This window comes from Streptomyces sp. NPDC044571, assembly GCF_040647115.1.
In the GTDB taxonomy this organism is placed as follows: Bacteria; Actinomycetota; Actinomycetes; order Streptomycetales; family Streptomycetaceae; genus Streptomyces.
Window position 1 is genome coordinate 1 of sequence record NZ_JBEZBN010000050.1, and the last position, 14,328, is coordinate 14,328.

12 protein-coding genes are annotated in these 14,328 nt (G+C 73.5%); 4 read left to right on the forward strand and 8 right to left on the reverse strand.

The genetic code is table 11. From position 1 onward, the window contains the following. Window positions 1-114: 114 nt before the first annotated feature. Both AB0B01_RS23935 and AB0B01_RS23940 read right to left on the reverse strand, forming a co-directional pair. A complete protein-coding gene (locus AB0B01_RS23935; RefSeq protein ID WP_361722610.1) occupies window positions 115-2,469 on the reverse strand; it encodes a prolyl oligopeptidase family serine peptidase in 2,355 nt (784 codons plus the stop codon). A gap of 70 nt (window positions 2,470-2,539) precedes the next feature. Next, the gene (locus tag AB0B01_RS23940; protein WP_361722613.1) at window positions 2,540-4,321 is read right to left on the reverse strand and encodes an N-acetylglutaminylglutamine amidotransferase; all 1,782 of its coding nucleotides are present in this window, start codon (window positions 4,319-4,321) and stop codon (window positions 2,540-2,542) included. A gap of 301 nt (window positions 4,322-4,622) precedes the next feature. Between AB0B01_RS23940 and AB0B01_RS23945 the strand changes: the two genes are divergently transcribed. Both AB0B01_RS23945 and AB0B01_RS23950 read left to right on the forward strand, forming a co-directional pair. After that, entirely contained in the window at window positions 4,623-5,717 is a 1,095-nt protein-coding gene (locus AB0B01_RS23945) for a glutamate--cysteine ligase (protein WP_361722616.1), read from the forward strand. 237 nt (window positions 5,718-5,954) lie between these two features. After that, window positions 5,955-7,181: a M20 family metallopeptidase gene (locus tag AB0B01_RS23950; RefSeq protein ID WP_361722619.1), complete on the forward strand. Its 1,227-nt coding sequence runs from the start codon at window positions 5,955-5,957 to the stop codon at window positions 7,179-7,181. A gap of 236 nt (window positions 7,182-7,417) precedes the next feature. Here AB0B01_RS23950 and AB0B01_RS23955 read toward each other — a convergent pair whose 3' ends face one another. The 5 genes from AB0B01_RS23955 to AB0B01_RS23975 all read right to left on the reverse strand — a co-directional run bounded on the left by AB0B01_RS23955 (window position 7,418) and on the right by AB0B01_RS23975 (window position 11,677). Beyond that, window positions 7,418-8,053 carry a hypothetical protein gene (locus AB0B01_RS23955; protein ID WP_361722622.1) on the reverse strand — a complete coding sequence of 212 codons (636 nt, stop codon included), beginning with the start codon at window positions 8,051-8,053 and terminating at the stop codon, window positions 7,418-7,420. An 85-nt stretch (window positions 8,054-8,138) separates the two neighbouring features. Further along, window positions 8,139-8,573: an ester cyclase gene (locus AB0B01_RS23960; protein WP_361722625.1), complete on the reverse strand. Its 435-nt coding sequence runs from the start codon at window positions 8,571-8,573 to the stop codon at window positions 8,139-8,141. A 164-nt stretch (window positions 8,574-8,737) separates the two neighbouring features. Further along, window positions 8,738-9,952 (reverse strand): glycosyltransferase, encoded by a 1,215-nt coding sequence (locus AB0B01_RS23965; RefSeq protein ID WP_361722627.1) that lies wholly within the window; start codon window positions 9,950-9,952, stop codon window positions 8,738-8,740. Between the two features lie 167 nt (window positions 9,953-10,119). After that, window positions 10,120-10,422: a hypothetical protein gene (locus tag AB0B01_RS23970; protein ID WP_361722630.1), complete on the reverse strand. Its 303-nt coding sequence runs from the start codon at window positions 10,420-10,422 to the stop codon at window positions 10,120-10,122. Window positions 10,423-10,444: 22 nt separating this feature from the next. Continuing rightward, the gene (locus tag AB0B01_RS23975) at window positions 10,445-11,677 is read right to left on the reverse strand and encodes a cytochrome P450 (RefSeq protein ID WP_361722633.1); all 1,233 of its coding nucleotides are present in this window, start codon (window positions 11,675-11,677) and stop codon (window positions 10,445-10,447) included. Between the two features lie 240 nt (window positions 11,678-11,917). Between AB0B01_RS23975 and AB0B01_RS23980 the strand changes: the two genes are divergently transcribed. Continuing rightward, window positions 11,918-12,475, forward strand: a complete 558-nt coding sequence (locus AB0B01_RS23980) for a pyridoxamine 5'-phosphate oxidase family protein (protein ID WP_361722636.1) — start codon at window positions 11,918-11,920, stop codon at window positions 12,473-12,475. Between the two features lie 161 nt (window positions 12,476-12,636). Here the strand turns inward: AB0B01_RS23980 and AB0B01_RS23985 are convergent, their stop codons facing one another. Next, window positions 12,637-13,764, reverse strand: coding sequence for a hypothetical protein (locus tag AB0B01_RS23985; RefSeq protein ID WP_361722639.1), 1,128 nt, complete (start codon window positions 13,762-13,764; stop codon window positions 12,637-12,639). Between the two features lie 340 nt (window positions 13,765-14,104). Between AB0B01_RS23985 and AB0B01_RS23990 the strand changes: the two genes are divergently transcribed. Further along, the gene (locus AB0B01_RS23990; RefSeq protein WP_361722722.1) at window positions 14,105-14,212 is read left to right on the forward strand and encodes a hypothetical protein; all 108 of its coding nucleotides are present in this window, start codon (window positions 14,105-14,107) and stop codon (window positions 14,210-14,212) included. Window positions 14,213-14,328: the final 116 nt, after the last annotated feature.

Consider the following 14,328-nt stretch of genomic DNA (forward strand, 5'->3'; position numbering starts at 1 on the left):
GGGGGTGGCTGTGCTCCCCCACTATCATTTCTATTTCCGCGGTCGGGGGGGGGGGGGGGTGGGGGCGGGGGGCCTGGGGGGGGGGGGGGCGCCCCCCCCCCCCCCCCCCGGCCGTCACCGGGGGGCCGCGGCCGTGGCGCTGCCGAGGTGTTGTTCCATCCAGTCGGCGGCGGCCCGCCGGTACAGGCGGCGGTTGTCCGCCCGCAGGAACTCGTGTCCCTCGTTCCGCAGGGTCAGCAGTTCGGCCGGTACCCCCCGCTCACGGGCGGCCCGGACGAACTGCTCCGACTCCGTCGGGGGCACATTGGTGTCGTGCTCTCCGTGAACGGCCATCACCGGGGCGCGCAGCTGGTCGATGCGGCTCATCGGGGACAGGGCCCGCAGCAGGTCCCGGTCGCGCTCGGGGTGGCCGTACTTGGCCGCGGCCGACTGGGCGATCCACGGCTCGGTGCCGGTGAAGAAGGTGGCCAGGTCCGACATTCCGCAGACGGCGACGCCCGTGCGGAAGAGGTCGGGGTGCCAGACCAGCGAGGCCATGGTGAGGTAGCCGCCGTACGAGCGGCCCATCACGGCCAGGCGCAGCGGATCGGCGTACCCGAGGGAGACCACGTGCGCGGCGCAGTCCGCCACGTCGTTGATCGCCGCGAACCGGCCGGTACCGAGGTCGGCGTCCACGAAGGACCGTCCCCAGCCCGAGGAGCCGCGGACGTCGGGGGCGAACACGTCCATGCCGCGGCCCAGCAGCTCGTGGTAGAGCGGGCTGAACACCGGCCGTTCCTGCTCTTCCGGGCCGCCGTGCAGGTGGATCACGCACGGCCCCGGCCGCCCCGGGTCGCGTTCCGGCGCCCGGTAGTACCAGCCGCCCAGCATGAGCCCGTCCCGGGCACGGCACCGCAGCGGAACCGGGGTGGCCGGGGGCCGTCCCGGTGGCCTCGCGTCCTCGTCACTCGCCGACCAACCGGTGCGCACCGGGGCGAAATCGCCGGTCAGGTCCCAGATGCCGGGCCTGCGCCGGGAGCCGGAGAGCGCGGCGAACAACCCGCCCCGTCCGACCGGAGCCATACGGGTCACCACCTCGTGCGGCAGGTCCGACCGGTGGTGCGGGCCGACGGGCTCGTCCGCGTGCGTGGCGGGCAGGCCCACGGTCTCCAGTTCGCTCGCGCCGTGTACGTTCCAGGCCAGCAGGGCCCACCGGCCGTGGTCGGGAAGGCTCAGCAGGTCGAGCGGGGTTTCCTCCCGTTCGGCGGCCACGACCAGGTCCTGGAGGGCGCCCTCCTGGTCCAGCCGGGCCCTGAGGAGGGCGGCGAACTCGCGGTCGGCGTCGCTGCGCAGCCACAGGACCCGCGAGTCGGCGGAGAGCCGGCCGATCCACGGGTCGCCGTCGGCGACGGGGAGCCTGATCGTGATGCGACCCGCCGAGGCCGTGTCCAGCACGAGTGCCTCGCGGCGTCCGCGCGGTCCCCGGCGCAGCAGCGCGAACCGGCCTTCGGAGCCGATGTCGCACACGCGCAGCGAGGCGGCGCCCGCTTCGCTGTAGAGCAGGGCGGGCGCCCGGGTGCCGTCCGGGTCGAGGAGGTAGGCGGCCAGGCCCCCGCTCATCGTCGCTCCGGCGTGGGCCTCGACGGGGGCGTGGGCGTCGCCAGGGGCCGTGGCGGGCGCGCCCGGGGCCGCCGGTGCCAGGATCGGCAGGGCCGTCCCCACAGGTGCCAGGATCGGTAGCGCTGTCGCCCCGTATGCCGCGCCCTCGCGGGAGCCCGCAGCCCGGGCCGGCGGATCGAGCAGGGTCGCATGGCCGTCGCGTTCGGTCCACGCCTCCCCTGAAGGGCCGGCGGGGACGGCCGGGTCGGCGTCCTGCGGCAGGTGCCCCGCGCCGCTGTGCGCTCCGGCCACCCCCGACGGCTGGGCGACGGTGACGGCCAGCGCCGCGCCGTCACGGGTCCAGCAGCCCAGGTGGGCGGAAGCCCCCGGCTCGGCTCCGGCGAGCACCCGGCGGCCGGTCCCGTCCGGGCGTACGACCAGGACCCGGGTGTGCTCGCCGCCTCCCGGCGCCGCGGTGTACGCGATCCACCGGCCGTCGGGCGACCAGGACACCTCCGTCACCGGGTCGGGGTCGGCGTCGAGGACGTGGGCCTCGCCGCCGCGGGCAGGCCCGCTCCACAGCTGCGGCACACCGGCCCGGTCGCAGATGTACGCCACGTGCTCGCCGGTGGGGTCAGCCGAGGGGTACCAGCACCCGTGGGCGGCGAGCACCGGCGGCGGGTCCACCGCGCCCGAGTCGGCCAGGTGGACGGGGACGGGCGCCAGGGCCGGGCCCGGCGGGGACGCGGCTGCGGGCGCGGACGCGGCGCCTGGCGGAGCGGCGGGGCCCGGCGGAGCGGCGGGGCCCGGGTCGGGCCGTGCGATCCGACCGGGCGCCGCCGCGCCGTCGGGCCGAAAACGGTGCCGGCGTGCGGAGCGATCCAGGGGCATGGGGGCCTCTTCGAGGGCTTCCGGGGACTCTCACCGTTCAGTCTCGGGGTTCGGCGTCGGGGGTTCAGTGTCAGGTTATGCCGTGGGTCTGCAGCCAGATCTCCAGCGAGGCCACCTGCCAGAGGGTGCTGGCCCCGCGCTTCGTCCGGTGCCCGGCCGGGTCCGCGAGCATCTCGGCCACGCGGTCCTGGTCGAAGAGGCCTCGTCGGCGCGCTTCCGGAGCGGTCAGGGCCTCCCGTACCCGGTTCAGCACCGGCTCGGCCATGTGCCGCACCGCCGGCACGGGGAAGTAGCCCTTGGGGCGGTCGACGACCTTCCGGGGCAGGATCTGCCGGCCGATGTCCTTCAGCACCCCCTTGCCGCCCTGGGCCAGCTTCAGCCCCGGAGGGCAGGCGGCGGCCAGTTCGACGAGCTCCTGGTCCAGGAACGGCACCCGCGCCTCCAGACCCCAGGCCATCGTCATGTTGTCGACCCGTTTGACCGGGTCGTCGGTCATCAGCTTGTGGATGTCCAGGCGGAGGGTGGCATCGAGCGCGCTCTCCGCGCCCGGGGCTGCCATGTCCGCGCGGACGAACTCGCGCGAGGCGTCGTGGTCGGGGGCCGCGTCCTCGTGCAGCAGGGCGGTCACGTCGTCGTGCGTGCGGTCGAAGTAGGCCTCCGCGTACGCGTCCGGCGCATCGGTGCGCCCGGCCGCGGCGATCCGCGGGTACCAGTGGTACCCCGCGAACACCTCGTCCGCGCCCTGCCCGCACAGGACGACCTTGACGTCCTTGGCGACCTGTTCCGCCAGCAGGTGGAACGCCACGGCGTCGTGGCTGACCATCGGCTCGCTCATGGCGCCGATCGCCGACTCCAGTGCGGCGGGGAGCCGGTCGGAGGGGATCAGGAACTGGTGGTGCTCCGTGGAGTACCGCCGCGCGACCAGGTCCGAGTACGGGAACTCGTCCCCTTCCTCCCCGCTCTCCGACTCGAAGCCCATCGCGAAGGTGGCCAGGTCGCTCTGCCCCTGTTCGGCGAGCAGTGCCACGATGAGGCTGGAGTCCAGTCCGCCGGACAGCAGCACGCCCACCGGCACGTCGGCGACGGTGCGGCGCTTCACGGCCGTGCGGAGGGCCTCGTGCACGGCTTCCTGCCAGAGCGCCGGATCGCGGCCGAACTCGGCGCGGCGGGTGTACGACGGCTGCCAGTAGCAGTGGTCGCGGTGCGTGCCGTCCCGTTCGATGACGCGGACGGTCGCCTGCGGCAGTTTGCGTACGCCGGACAGCACGGTCCGGGGCGCCGCCACGGTGCCGTGCCAGCTCAGGTACTGGTGCAGCGCCACCGCGTCGAGGGACGTGTCGACGCCGCCGCCCGCCAGCAGGGCGGGCAGGGACGAGGCGAAGCGGAGGCGGTCGCCGTCCTCGGTGAGGTACAGCGGCTTGATGCCGAGCCGGTCACGGCCCAGCACCACGCGGCCCGTGCGGTGCTCCACCAGGGCGAAGGCGAACATCCCGACGAGGAACTCGACGCACTCCCGACCCCACTGCCCGTAAGCCCTGAGGAGGACCTCGGTGTCGGAGTCGGAGTAGAAGCGGTGCCCCAGCCCTTGGAGGCGTCCGCGCAGCTCGCGGTAGTTGTAGATGCAGCCGTTGAAGACGGCCGTCACGCCGAGCTGCGCGTCGGTCATGGGCTGTGCGCCGTTCTCCGACAGGTCGATGATCTTCAGTCTCCGGTGGCCCAGCGCCACCGCCCCCTGGGACCACAGACCCCTGCCGTCAGGGCCCCGCTGCTCCATTTCGTCGGTCATGCGCTCGACCGCGGCCAGGTCCGGCCGTCCGCCGTCGAAACGTACTTCTCCGCTCAGGCCACACATGCGGCACCTCCAGGTCGGTTCGCACCTCGGGACCGCCGCCCTGTGGGCGCCTGTCTCACGCAGGCCTCGGACGCCTCCTCCAGCATGTGCATTCACTCCCGTGCTCTGCCGGCCCACGCCGTGCGACCTGGACCGAACAGGCGATCGACATGCTGGGCGACTGCCCGCACACACGCCTCTTAAGCCCCTGTGTTCGATCTCTGACTCTCGGTGCAGGGGCCGGACGGACCCTGGCCCGCCACGCCACCCTGAGAAACGGGCAAAATTCCCTCATCGGACATCGGCTGGAATACTCGTCCAGGTGATCACTGTCGGGGTCGAGGAAGAGTACTTGCTGGTGGATCCGGACACCGGGCTCCCGGTGCCCCGGGCGGATGCGGTCCGCGCGGCCGCAGGCCTGGATCCGGTCAGCGAGGAGGACGAGGTCCAGGCCGAGCTCCTCCAGGCGCAGGTCGAGATCGCCACTCCGGTGTGCACCGAGCTCGACGAGGTCGGCGGCCACCTGTTGCGCCTGCGGCACGCCATCGGCTCAGCCGCCGAGCAGATCGGCTGCCGGGCGGCCCTGACGGGGACCGCACCGGTCATGGCCGCCGAGCCGGTGCCCGTCACCCCCAAGGCGCGCTACCTGGAGATGCGCTGCCAGGCACGCCGCCTGGTGGACGAGCAACTGATCAACGGCATGCACGTCCACGCGGGCGTCCAGGACCGGGACATGGGCATCGAGGTGCTCAACCGGATCCGCGTCTGGCTCCCCACGCTGCTGGCGATGTCGGCGAACTCCCCCCTGTGGGAGGGGCGCGACACCGGTTTCGCCAGCTGGCGCACCCTCGTCTACGGGCGCTGGGCGGTCAGCGGTCCCCCGCCGGTCTTCGCCGGTGTCGCGGATTACGACCGGCGCGTGGCCGGGCTCGTGAACTCGGGCGTCATCACGGACGCAGGCCAGCTGTACTGGCAGGCCCGACTCTCGGAGAAGTACCCGACCGTCGAGATCAGGTGCACCGACGTCCAGCTGCGGGCCGACGACGCGGTGATGTTCGCAGGCCTCGTACGCGCGCTCGTCGCCACCGCCGTCCAGGACGCGAAGTCGGGGGCGCCGCTGCCGGATTGCCCCCAGGAACTGCTGCAGGCCGCGACCTGGCAGGCCGCCCGATACGGCGTGAGCGGCCCGCTGGTGGGGTGCGAAGGGGGGCGCCACAGCGCCCGCGACGCCGTGGGCCTGCTCATGCGACACGTACGGCCGGCTCTGGATGAGGCCGGTGATTCCCGCGAGGTGACCGCCCTCGTCCACCGGCTCCTCCGGGACGGCGCGCCGGCCGACCGGCAGCGCCGGGCGATGGCGGAGGGCGGGCTGCCGGCTCTGATCGAGCTGATCACCACCCAGAGCACCGCGCCCTGAGGGCCTGACGACGGCCTGCGGGCGGACCTCGCAAAACCGGGGGTGCCTGCCGCGTGGACCGCCGTCGGCGTGGCGGCCGCGATGGGAGGGCATTCATGACATGTGACGTAGGACCCGTCCGTCCCGTGCAGCTGAAGGAGTTGTCGTGCGTATCGTCCTGCCGGCCGGGGTCCTGGAGCGGCGGCATGCGTGCGCGGAGATGACCATCCCGGACGGGCGTGGGGTGGAGGTGGTCCGGTGAGCGCGGCAGACCCGGCCACCGCGTCCCGGGAAGCACTCCGGGGACTGCTCGCCGAGGCGCACGCCCTCCTGCCCGACACGGTCGCCCTGCGCCGGAGCATCCACCGCTTCCCCGAGCTGGGCCTGCACCTGCCCCGCACCCAGCGCGCCGTCCTGGAGGCGCTGGACGGGCTGGGTCTGGACGTGGCCACCGGCTCCGGCCTCAGTTCCGTCACGGCCACCCTCGAAGGCGCCCGGCCCGGCCCCGCGGTCCTGCTGCGCGCCGACATGGACGCCCTGCCCCTGGACGAGGAGACCGGCCTGGACTTCGCCTCCCGGGTGCCGGGGGCCATGCACGCCTGCGGACACGACATGCACACCGCCATGCTCGTCACGGCTGCCCGGCTCCTGTCGGCCCGGCGCTCGCAGCTGGCCGGGCGTGTCGTGTTCATGTTCCAGCCCGCGGAGGAATCCGACGGCGGCGCCCGGCACATGATCGACGAGGGCGTACTGGAGACCGCCGACGGCCGCGGCGTGCGGTCCGCGTTCGCCCTGCACGTCACGACCCGCTTCGACAGCGGCACCGTCCATCTGCGGTCCGGTCCGACCTTCGCCGCCTCCGACCGGCTGCACGTCACCGTCCGCGGCCGCGGCGGGCACGCCTCCGCCCCGCACCTCGCCCTGGATCCGGTCCCCGTCGCGTGCGAGATCGTCCAGGCCGTGCAGAGCATGGTCACCCGGACCGTCTACATCTTCGATCCGGCCGTGGTCACCATCGCCTCCCTCCACGCCGGTACGGCGGGCAACGTCATCCCCGAAACGGCAGAGCTACGCGGCACCTTCCGCACCCTCTCCCCCGCCACGCGGCAGCTCGTGCGCGAGGGCATCACCCGCGTCGCCCATCACGTCGCCGCCGCGCACGGAGCCCGCGTCGAGGTGGAGCTGACCGAGGGCTACCCGCCCGTAGTCAACGACGACGCCCGCACTGCGGCCCTGCACGACACCGCGGCCGTGCTCCTCGGCCCCGACCGGGTCCACCGACTGCCCCAGCCGTTCATGGGCGCGGAGGACTTCTCCTACGTCCTCCAGCAGGTGCCGGGCACGATGGCCTTCCTCGGCGCCCGCCCGCCCGGGGTTGCGCCCGAGGAAGCCCCCGACTTCCACTCCAACCGCGTCGTCTTCGACGAGGAGGCACTGGCCACGGGGTCGGCCCTCCACGCGGCCGCGGCCCTGTGCCGTGAGTAGACCGGACCGGGCGCGCCCCGTCGTGTGGGCGGACCGACGGCCGGTTCCCCGGTGGCCGGACCGCTCAGCGGCGCAGGGCGGTCTCCCGACGCATGTGCGCCAGCCTCTGGGGGATGGCGCACGGCGCAGCGGCCGGTGACGAGGCCGTCGTCGATGCGCAGCGCCAGGACGGTGTGGAGCACGCCGCCGAACTCGCAGCGGATCCGGGCCGGGGCGGCCAGGGAGGCGGGGTGGTGTCAGGGCGGTGGGGCCCGGGGTGGTCTTGCACGGGTGCGTTCGACGGTGGAGACCACCCGCACCAGTGCCGGCCTTGCGGGGGCCGACCCGAAACCGAACCGCACGGGCGGGACGACGGCGGCGAGCGGACCGAGGTCGACCCCGTCGAAGGACGCAGCGGCGCCCGTGATCGGCCGGAGGTCGCGTGCCGCGTACCACTGGCGGCATCCGGGGCGCGAGCTGCCCCGGGTCCGTACGCCGGGCAGCAGGCGCGCGGGCACGTCGGCCAGCGCCGCCCAGCCCGGCCGCCGGGCGAGCGCCTGCGGGACGGCGCGCAGCGCGAGGCCGAGCGCTCCCCGTCCGCCGACGGTGAAGTGCAGGACCAACGGCCCAGCCGCAACGTCCCACGCGGTGTCCCGCCTCCGCACGCTGACGGGCACGGTGCGGACCTCGTCGAAGTGGTAGATGTCCGCGACGCACGCCGCGATACGGGCGGTGGGCGCGAGGAGGATGCGCCGTCCGTCGGCACGCTCCAGCATCACGTCGCTGAACGGCCCCAGGGGCGAGCACGGCCAGTGCCCGACGACCACGCGCGTACCGGACTCCGTTCCGACGGCCGCGATCCACCCGTCGAACGTCAGCCGCTCACGTTCCACCCCGGGGGGCTACCCCGGCCGCCGGAGCGTATGCAGGCCTGAAGGGCCCCCTCCCTGCGCGGAACGGGGACGGGACGTCGAGCCGTCAGGCCGTTCCGTCCGGCGGTGGGATGACGCCGATCTGTTGGAGGAATCCGAGCAGATCCTTGTCGGACCACTTCTCGGCGAGCTTCCCGTTCTCGATCCGGTGGATGACCGTGCCCGTCATGGTGATCGGCTTGCCCGTGGCGGGGATTCCGGGGAGGTCCTTCTCGAAGACGCCGTGAGCGGTGAGGCGGGTCACGACCTTGTCGCCCTCCGCGATCTGGTCCTCGATGTCGTGGGCCCCAGGGGTGCTCTCCCAGAACAACCGGAAGGCTTGTTTGAGCCCCTCCCTGCCCGGCGCCCCGAGCCCCGGGAACGGAGGCGGCGAGTGGTCCTTGTAGTCCTCGGCGACCAGTTCGTCCATGGCGTCGACATTTCCCGCGTCGATCTCCTGGTAGAAGCGGCGGACCAGTCTCTTGTTCTCCTCGGGGGACACGGCTGTTTCCTTTCGACCGGATGACGCTGCCCGCAGGACACGCCCATGGTCGCCCCGCGGTTGTTCCCCCCGTTCTCGACGCACCGGCGGTCCGCCGCGTTCACTCCGGGGAACGCCTGCCGGCCGGGTGAGGGGTCGGGGGGCGCGGACCGGCTCGGCCCTTCTCAGCCGACCGTGCCGAGCAGCAGCTTCGCGGCCACCGTCGCTCCGTCCGTGCGGACCGTGTCGGCCACGGCGGCCGCGCGGGCGCGGGTCTCGGGGGCCAGGGCCGTCTCCAGCGCGGCGGACAGGGACTCGACGGTCGGGGCCGGACCCTCGTGTGCCCCGCCGATGCGCAGGTCGGCCACCCGGTCGGCCCAGTACGGCTGGTCCGCCCCCTGGGGCACCACCACCTGGGGTACGCCGATGCGGGCGGCCGTCGTCGTGGTGCCCGCGCTGCCGTGGTGCACGACGGCGGCCACCCGGGCGAACAGCGCCGCGTGGTTGGTCTCGCCGACGACGAAGCAGTCGTCCTGGTCGTCGACCAGCACCAACTCGGCCCAGCCGCGGGAGAGGACCGCCCGGCGGCCCTGGGCCCGGACCGCCTCGACGGCCGCCCGGGCGACGCCCTTCGCGTCGCCGAGGGGCATGCTGCCGAAGCCCACGTACACCGGCGGTGTGCCGCCGTCCAGGAACGCCACCAGCTCGGGCGGGAGCGGGCGTTCGTCCGGCCGGATCCACGCGCCGGTCTGTACGACGCCGAGGTCCGTCGGCTGCCACGGGCTCAGGCAGGGGTCCGTCGCCAGCCACGGGCTCTCGGTGAAAGCGTAGTCGCGCACGTTGTCCACCGGGGGCAGGCCGATCGCCGCCCGGTGGGCGTTGAGGGTCTCGCCGAACATCTCGTTCGCGTTGCGGGCGTCCAGGTCCCACAACTCCCGGTTGTCGGCCACCCCCGGCGGCATCGGCCGGCCCCGCCGAGCGGGCGGAGGCTGGTGGGGCGAGGGCATGCTGACCGGCGTGTGACTCGCGTGCACGTAGCGGATGCCCAGCTTCTCGGCCACCGACCGTCCGCCGGCCGTGACCGGCAGCGGTCCGGTCGCCACCAGCGCGTCACACCCCTCGGCCGCCGCGGCGACCGTGCCGAACTGGGCGGCCATCAGATCGGCCGCACGCTGCGCCAGGCCCACTGCCGAGCCCGGCACGACCGTGGTCACCAGCGGGCGCACCGGCGCACCGGCCGGTACCAACGGCACACCGGCACCGGCCAGCAGCTCCGCGTACTCCTCGTCCGGCGGCGCGCACACCCGCACCTCCGCGCCGAGTTCCCGCAACCGCACCGCGAGTCCCACCATCGGTTCGACGCTCCCGCGCGCCCCGTACGTCGACAACAACACTCGCATTACGGCTCCCCATGTCAGCAGCTCCTGGCTCCGGTCGGCGATTCTGCGGCACGACCCGGGCCTTGCCGCAAGCCCCCCGGTGGGCTATAAGTTGATCATGGAAGAGTGACCGTACGGCCGAAGCGGCGCTCCTCACGCACCCGGCACGGGCCGGTGGCCCTGCATGCTCATGGCCCGCGGCGGAGCTTGTCGAGCTGTTCGGCGAAAGCCTTCCTCTCCGCGATCAGTTGGTCGCGCGCGTTCTCCTGGTTCTCGTCGCCCCGGTCCTTGAACGCCCCGCGGAAATGCGCCTTGAGCTCCAGGGTCAGCTTGCCCTCCGTGCGGGCGAGCTCGTCGAAGAGGAGCGCGGCCGCCAGCGACGGCTCCGGCCCCGCCTCGTTGACGGTGTAGAAGGGTGCGAACCCGTCGGCGGCGTCCTCTTCCAGCCCGAGGTCCGACAACAGGAGCTCACGTTGCAGGGCATGGCCCATCTTGGTGAGCTCCCTTTCTCCGTCAATCGCGCTGCCGGCCGGCGGGGGTGAAGGTCACCGGCAGGCTTTCAGGGCCGCGCAGGCCGCCGGGGCGCCAGCGGATCTCCTCCGGCGGTACGGCGAGGGCGAGACCGGGGAGTCGGCGCAGGGCGGTACCGATGGCGATCTGGCCCTCCAGCCGGGCCAGCGGTGCGCCCAGGCAGTAGTGGATGCCGTGCCCGAAGGCGAGGTGGGCGTTGTCCTGCCGGGTGATGTCCAGGCGGTCGGGGTCGGGGAACCGCGCGGGGTCGCGGTCGGCGATGGCCGAGGCGATCAGCACGGTCGCGCCGCGCGGAACGGACACGCCCGCGATCTGGACGTCCTCCCGGGCGAACCGGGCGATGCCGGGGCTGACCGGGCCGTCGTAGCGCAGGAGCTCCTCGATCGCGCCGGGCAGCAGCTCGGGGTCGGAGCGCAGGAGGTCCAGCTGGGCGGGGTGGGCGATCAGCGCGGCGATGCCGCCGGCGATCAGGTTGACGGTGGTGATGTAGCCGGCGGCCAGCAGCAGGAACACCATGGCGATCAGCTCGTCCTCGGTCAGCTGCTGTTCCTCGTCGCGGGCGGCGATGAGGCCGCTGAGCAGGTCGTCACCGGGGTGTTCCCGTTTGGCCCGGATGAGCTCGGCCACGTAGGCGCGCATGTGGTGCCACGCCTCGCTCACCACCACGGGGTCCGGCGGCTCGCTGCCCCGCATGATCATGCGGTCGGTCCAGCGCTGGAAGTCGTGACGGTCGTCCACCGGCACCCCGAGCAGTTCGCTGATCACCGTGACCGGGAGCGGCAGCGCGAAGTCCGCTACGAGATCGGCATGGCCGGACGGGACGATCGCATCCAGCAGCCGGTCGGTGAGGGACTGGATCCGGGGCCGCATGCCGGCCACTCTGCGGGCGGTGAACGCCTTCGAGACCAGGCGGCGCAGGCGGGTGTGATCGGGCGGGTCGCTGCGGAGCATGGTGCTCAGCATCGATTCGCGATCGGATTCGGGAAGCTGCCGCAGGAGCCGGGTGTCCGAGGCGTCGCGGACGTCGCTGCTGAGGCGGGAGTCGGACAGGGCTTCGAGTCCGTCCTCGTAGCGGGTGACGAGCCAGGCGTCCAAGCCGCCCGCGAGGACGACGCGGCGCACGGGGCCGTCCTCGCGCAGCTGCCGGTACAGCGGGAACGGATCCGCGACGAAGGCCGGGTCCGCGTAGGGCAGAAGGACCGGTCGCTCACTCACGATGCCTCCCGGAGTACGTCGTCCTCGTCGCTCTGCAGAGCGAGGCTATACGCCGGAATCCGCTATGGGGTGGATTGCTGCTTTGATGCCGGTTGGGCACGACTGAAGCCGCGGCAGGGCGCGCGGCACCTGGGGCCTTTCCGACCCTCCCCGATCGGGCGTGCCGACGGGCACCCATGGGCGTGGCGACGTTTCCCGCGCGGGCAGCCGGTCACCATGGGGCGAGGAAGGAGATCTGCCATGCCGGCACAGGGATCCGCGAAGCAGCCCACGACCGAGCTCGACGCCCGCTACAGTTCCGCGCTCCGGCCCCGTCCGGGTGCCGCGGACGTCACCGCCACGGAGTGGGCCGAGGCACAGCGGCAGCTGGAGGCTGCCGAGATCTTCTGGGTGTCCACGGTGCGGCCCGACGGCCGGCTGCACGTCACGCCCGTGATCGCCGCCTGGCACGAGGGGGTGCTGTACTTCTCGACCGGCGTGGGGGAACAGAAGGCGAGGAACCTCGCTCATGACGGTCACTGTGCGCTGACCACCGGGGGGAACTCGCTCACCGAAGGGCTCGACCTCGTGGTCGAGGGCACGGCGGAGCCGGTTGCCGATGCGGCGGTGCTGGAGGAGGTGATCGCGGCGTACGAGGCGAAGTACGGGTCGCACATCACCTCGCCCGAGGGCCCCTTCCACGGGATCGGGGACGCCTTCCGGAAGGGGGACGTGGTGGTGTTCGCGGTGGCTCCGGCCACGGCGTACGGCTTCGGTCGGGACGACGGCGTGTACACGCACACGCGGTGGGCCTTCTGACGCTCCGCGTGCCGTCTCGCCGTGTCGGCCTGCGTACGGGCCGTCCTTGCGGCCGCGCGGGCCGGGCGTTCCGGCGCCCCGGGCCTTCGCCGTGGCCGGGCGGCCCCGTACGGCGACGGCCCGGGGCGCCCGGTTGCGGTCACCGGCGTCCGACGGCGGCGTCAGACCTTGTAGTAGAGGTCGAACTGACGCGTTCCGCCGACGGAGTTGTTGGTGATGCCGAAGCAGAGGCGCAGCCCCTGGGAGCCGGTGTACACGGCCATGCCCTCCGGTTCGCGGGGGTCGGCGCTCGCGTCGGCCTCCGAGTGCGTGCGCAGGATGTAGCCGGTGGCCGGGTCGTTGAGCACTCCGTTGAGGTCCATCGACGTCGTGTGGATGGTCCACTTGTCCACGCCGGACAGCGGCTGCGAGGGGTCGCTGGTGCGGGGGTCGCCGTCCAGCATGTAGACGTACCGGCCGTGCGACGCGAAGCCCTGGAACGTGGCGGCCGTGGTCGTGGGCGCGCCGTTGGCGTCCGCCTTGGGCAGGAACGGCTGCTGGATCCGGGCCAGCGGGGTCGGCAGGGCGGAGCCGCCGACGGCTGCCGTCCGTGCCGCCGCCAGGTCGTAGGCGGCGAACCAGTGCTCGCCGCCGAGTGCGTAGCGCAGCAGGAGGATGCCGCGGGCCGCGTCGACGTACGGGGTCATCGCGGTGGCGGCCGGGTCCGGGGAGGCCAGCCGCTGGACCGAGGGGTGGCTGGTCCACAGCACGGTCCGGTCCGCGAACGGGAACCGAACGATCTCCTGGCCGTAGCCGCTCCTGGCCGCGTTCGCCTCGGTCCACACGTAGGCCGGGGTGCTCGCGGTGGCCGGCTCGATGCCGAGCGACACGCCGTGCCCGAAGCCGAGCAGGTACATGTAACCCAGGACGTTGCCGTCCAGGTCGTGCCGGGTGAGGCACAGATCGCCGGAGGTGTCGTGCTGGTTGCCGCCGATGGACGGCGTGATGGCGGCCTGGCTGCCCGCCTTGAGGTAGGCGACCTGGCTCGCCCCGGCTATCTGCAGGGTGTAGAGGTGCCCGTTGACGGAGTCGTACGCGATGCCCTGCAGCGTGGTCGAGGTGTCCTGGTTGACGATGGGGGCGGAATTCCACCGGGTCGACGGGTGGTTCACCGCGATGAGCGGTGCCCCGTCGGGAATGTCGGCGGGGTTCACCGCGGTGTCCGCGCGCGCGGTGCCGGCCGCCGCGACGGGCGTCGCCGCGGCCGCGGCGACCCCTGCTCCGGCGAACATCAGTCGACGTCGGGACACTCCTGGCGATGGCATGGGAACTCCTCATCCGCTGTACGGGGTGATGGCCGGCGCGGCCTGCAGGGCCGATCCGGCGGATCACTGTAGAGGAGGCCTACTCGGCGCCCCCGTACGGGTGTGCGTGCCGCCGACGGGAGTTCGCGAAGCGGCCGGCCGGGGCCGGTGGGGAGCCGGTGCCGACCGGGCAATCGGTGCGCGCGTGGGCACCGTGCGCGGCTCCTGCCGGACGATCGCCCGCTCCCGGCCGAGCTGACGGCTCCCGGATGCCGGGCCACCCTCGGTGTACGTGGGCTACGGCGTCATTCCCCTGCACGCGCTGTTCCGCCGGGCCGCCACCGTCGTGCACCGCGGTGGCCCGCGCACGACGGCGACCGCCCCCCGGGACGGTGCGCCTCAGGTGGCGGTGCCCCAGGGGGCGCCCGGCCGTGTTTCGCCGGCCGGTGACTGACCTGGGCATCGGGGCGGCGCACGACGGTCCGACCCGGACCGGCGGGTCCCTCTCGGCCTCCTCAAGACGCCCCTGGCACCCGAGACCGCCGTACGGGCGTAGCCCCTGGCCGGTGC

Bases quoted from the DNA above. Each gene is read 5' to 3' on its own strand.
- AB0B01_RS23970 (WP_361722630.1), bottom strand. From the start codon at position 10,422: ATGGGCCATGCCCTGCAACGTGAGCTCCTGTTGTCGGACCTCGGGCTG.
- AB0B01_RS23940 (WP_361722613.1), bottom strand. From the start codon at position 4,321: ATGTGTGGCCTGAGCGGAGAAGTACGTTTCGACGGCGGACGGCCGGAC.
- AB0B01_RS23980 (WP_361722636.1), top strand. From the start codon at position 11,918: ATGCCGGCACAGGGATCCGCGAAGCAGCCCACGACCGAGCTCGACGCC.
- AB0B01_RS23935 (WP_361722610.1), bottom strand. From the start codon at position 2,469: ATGCCCCTGGATCGCTCCGCACGCCGGCACCGTTTTCGGCCCGACGGC.
- AB0B01_RS23965 (WP_361722627.1), bottom strand. From the start codon at position 9,952: ATGCGAGTGTTGTTGTCGACGTACGGGGCGCGCGGGAGCGTCGAACCG.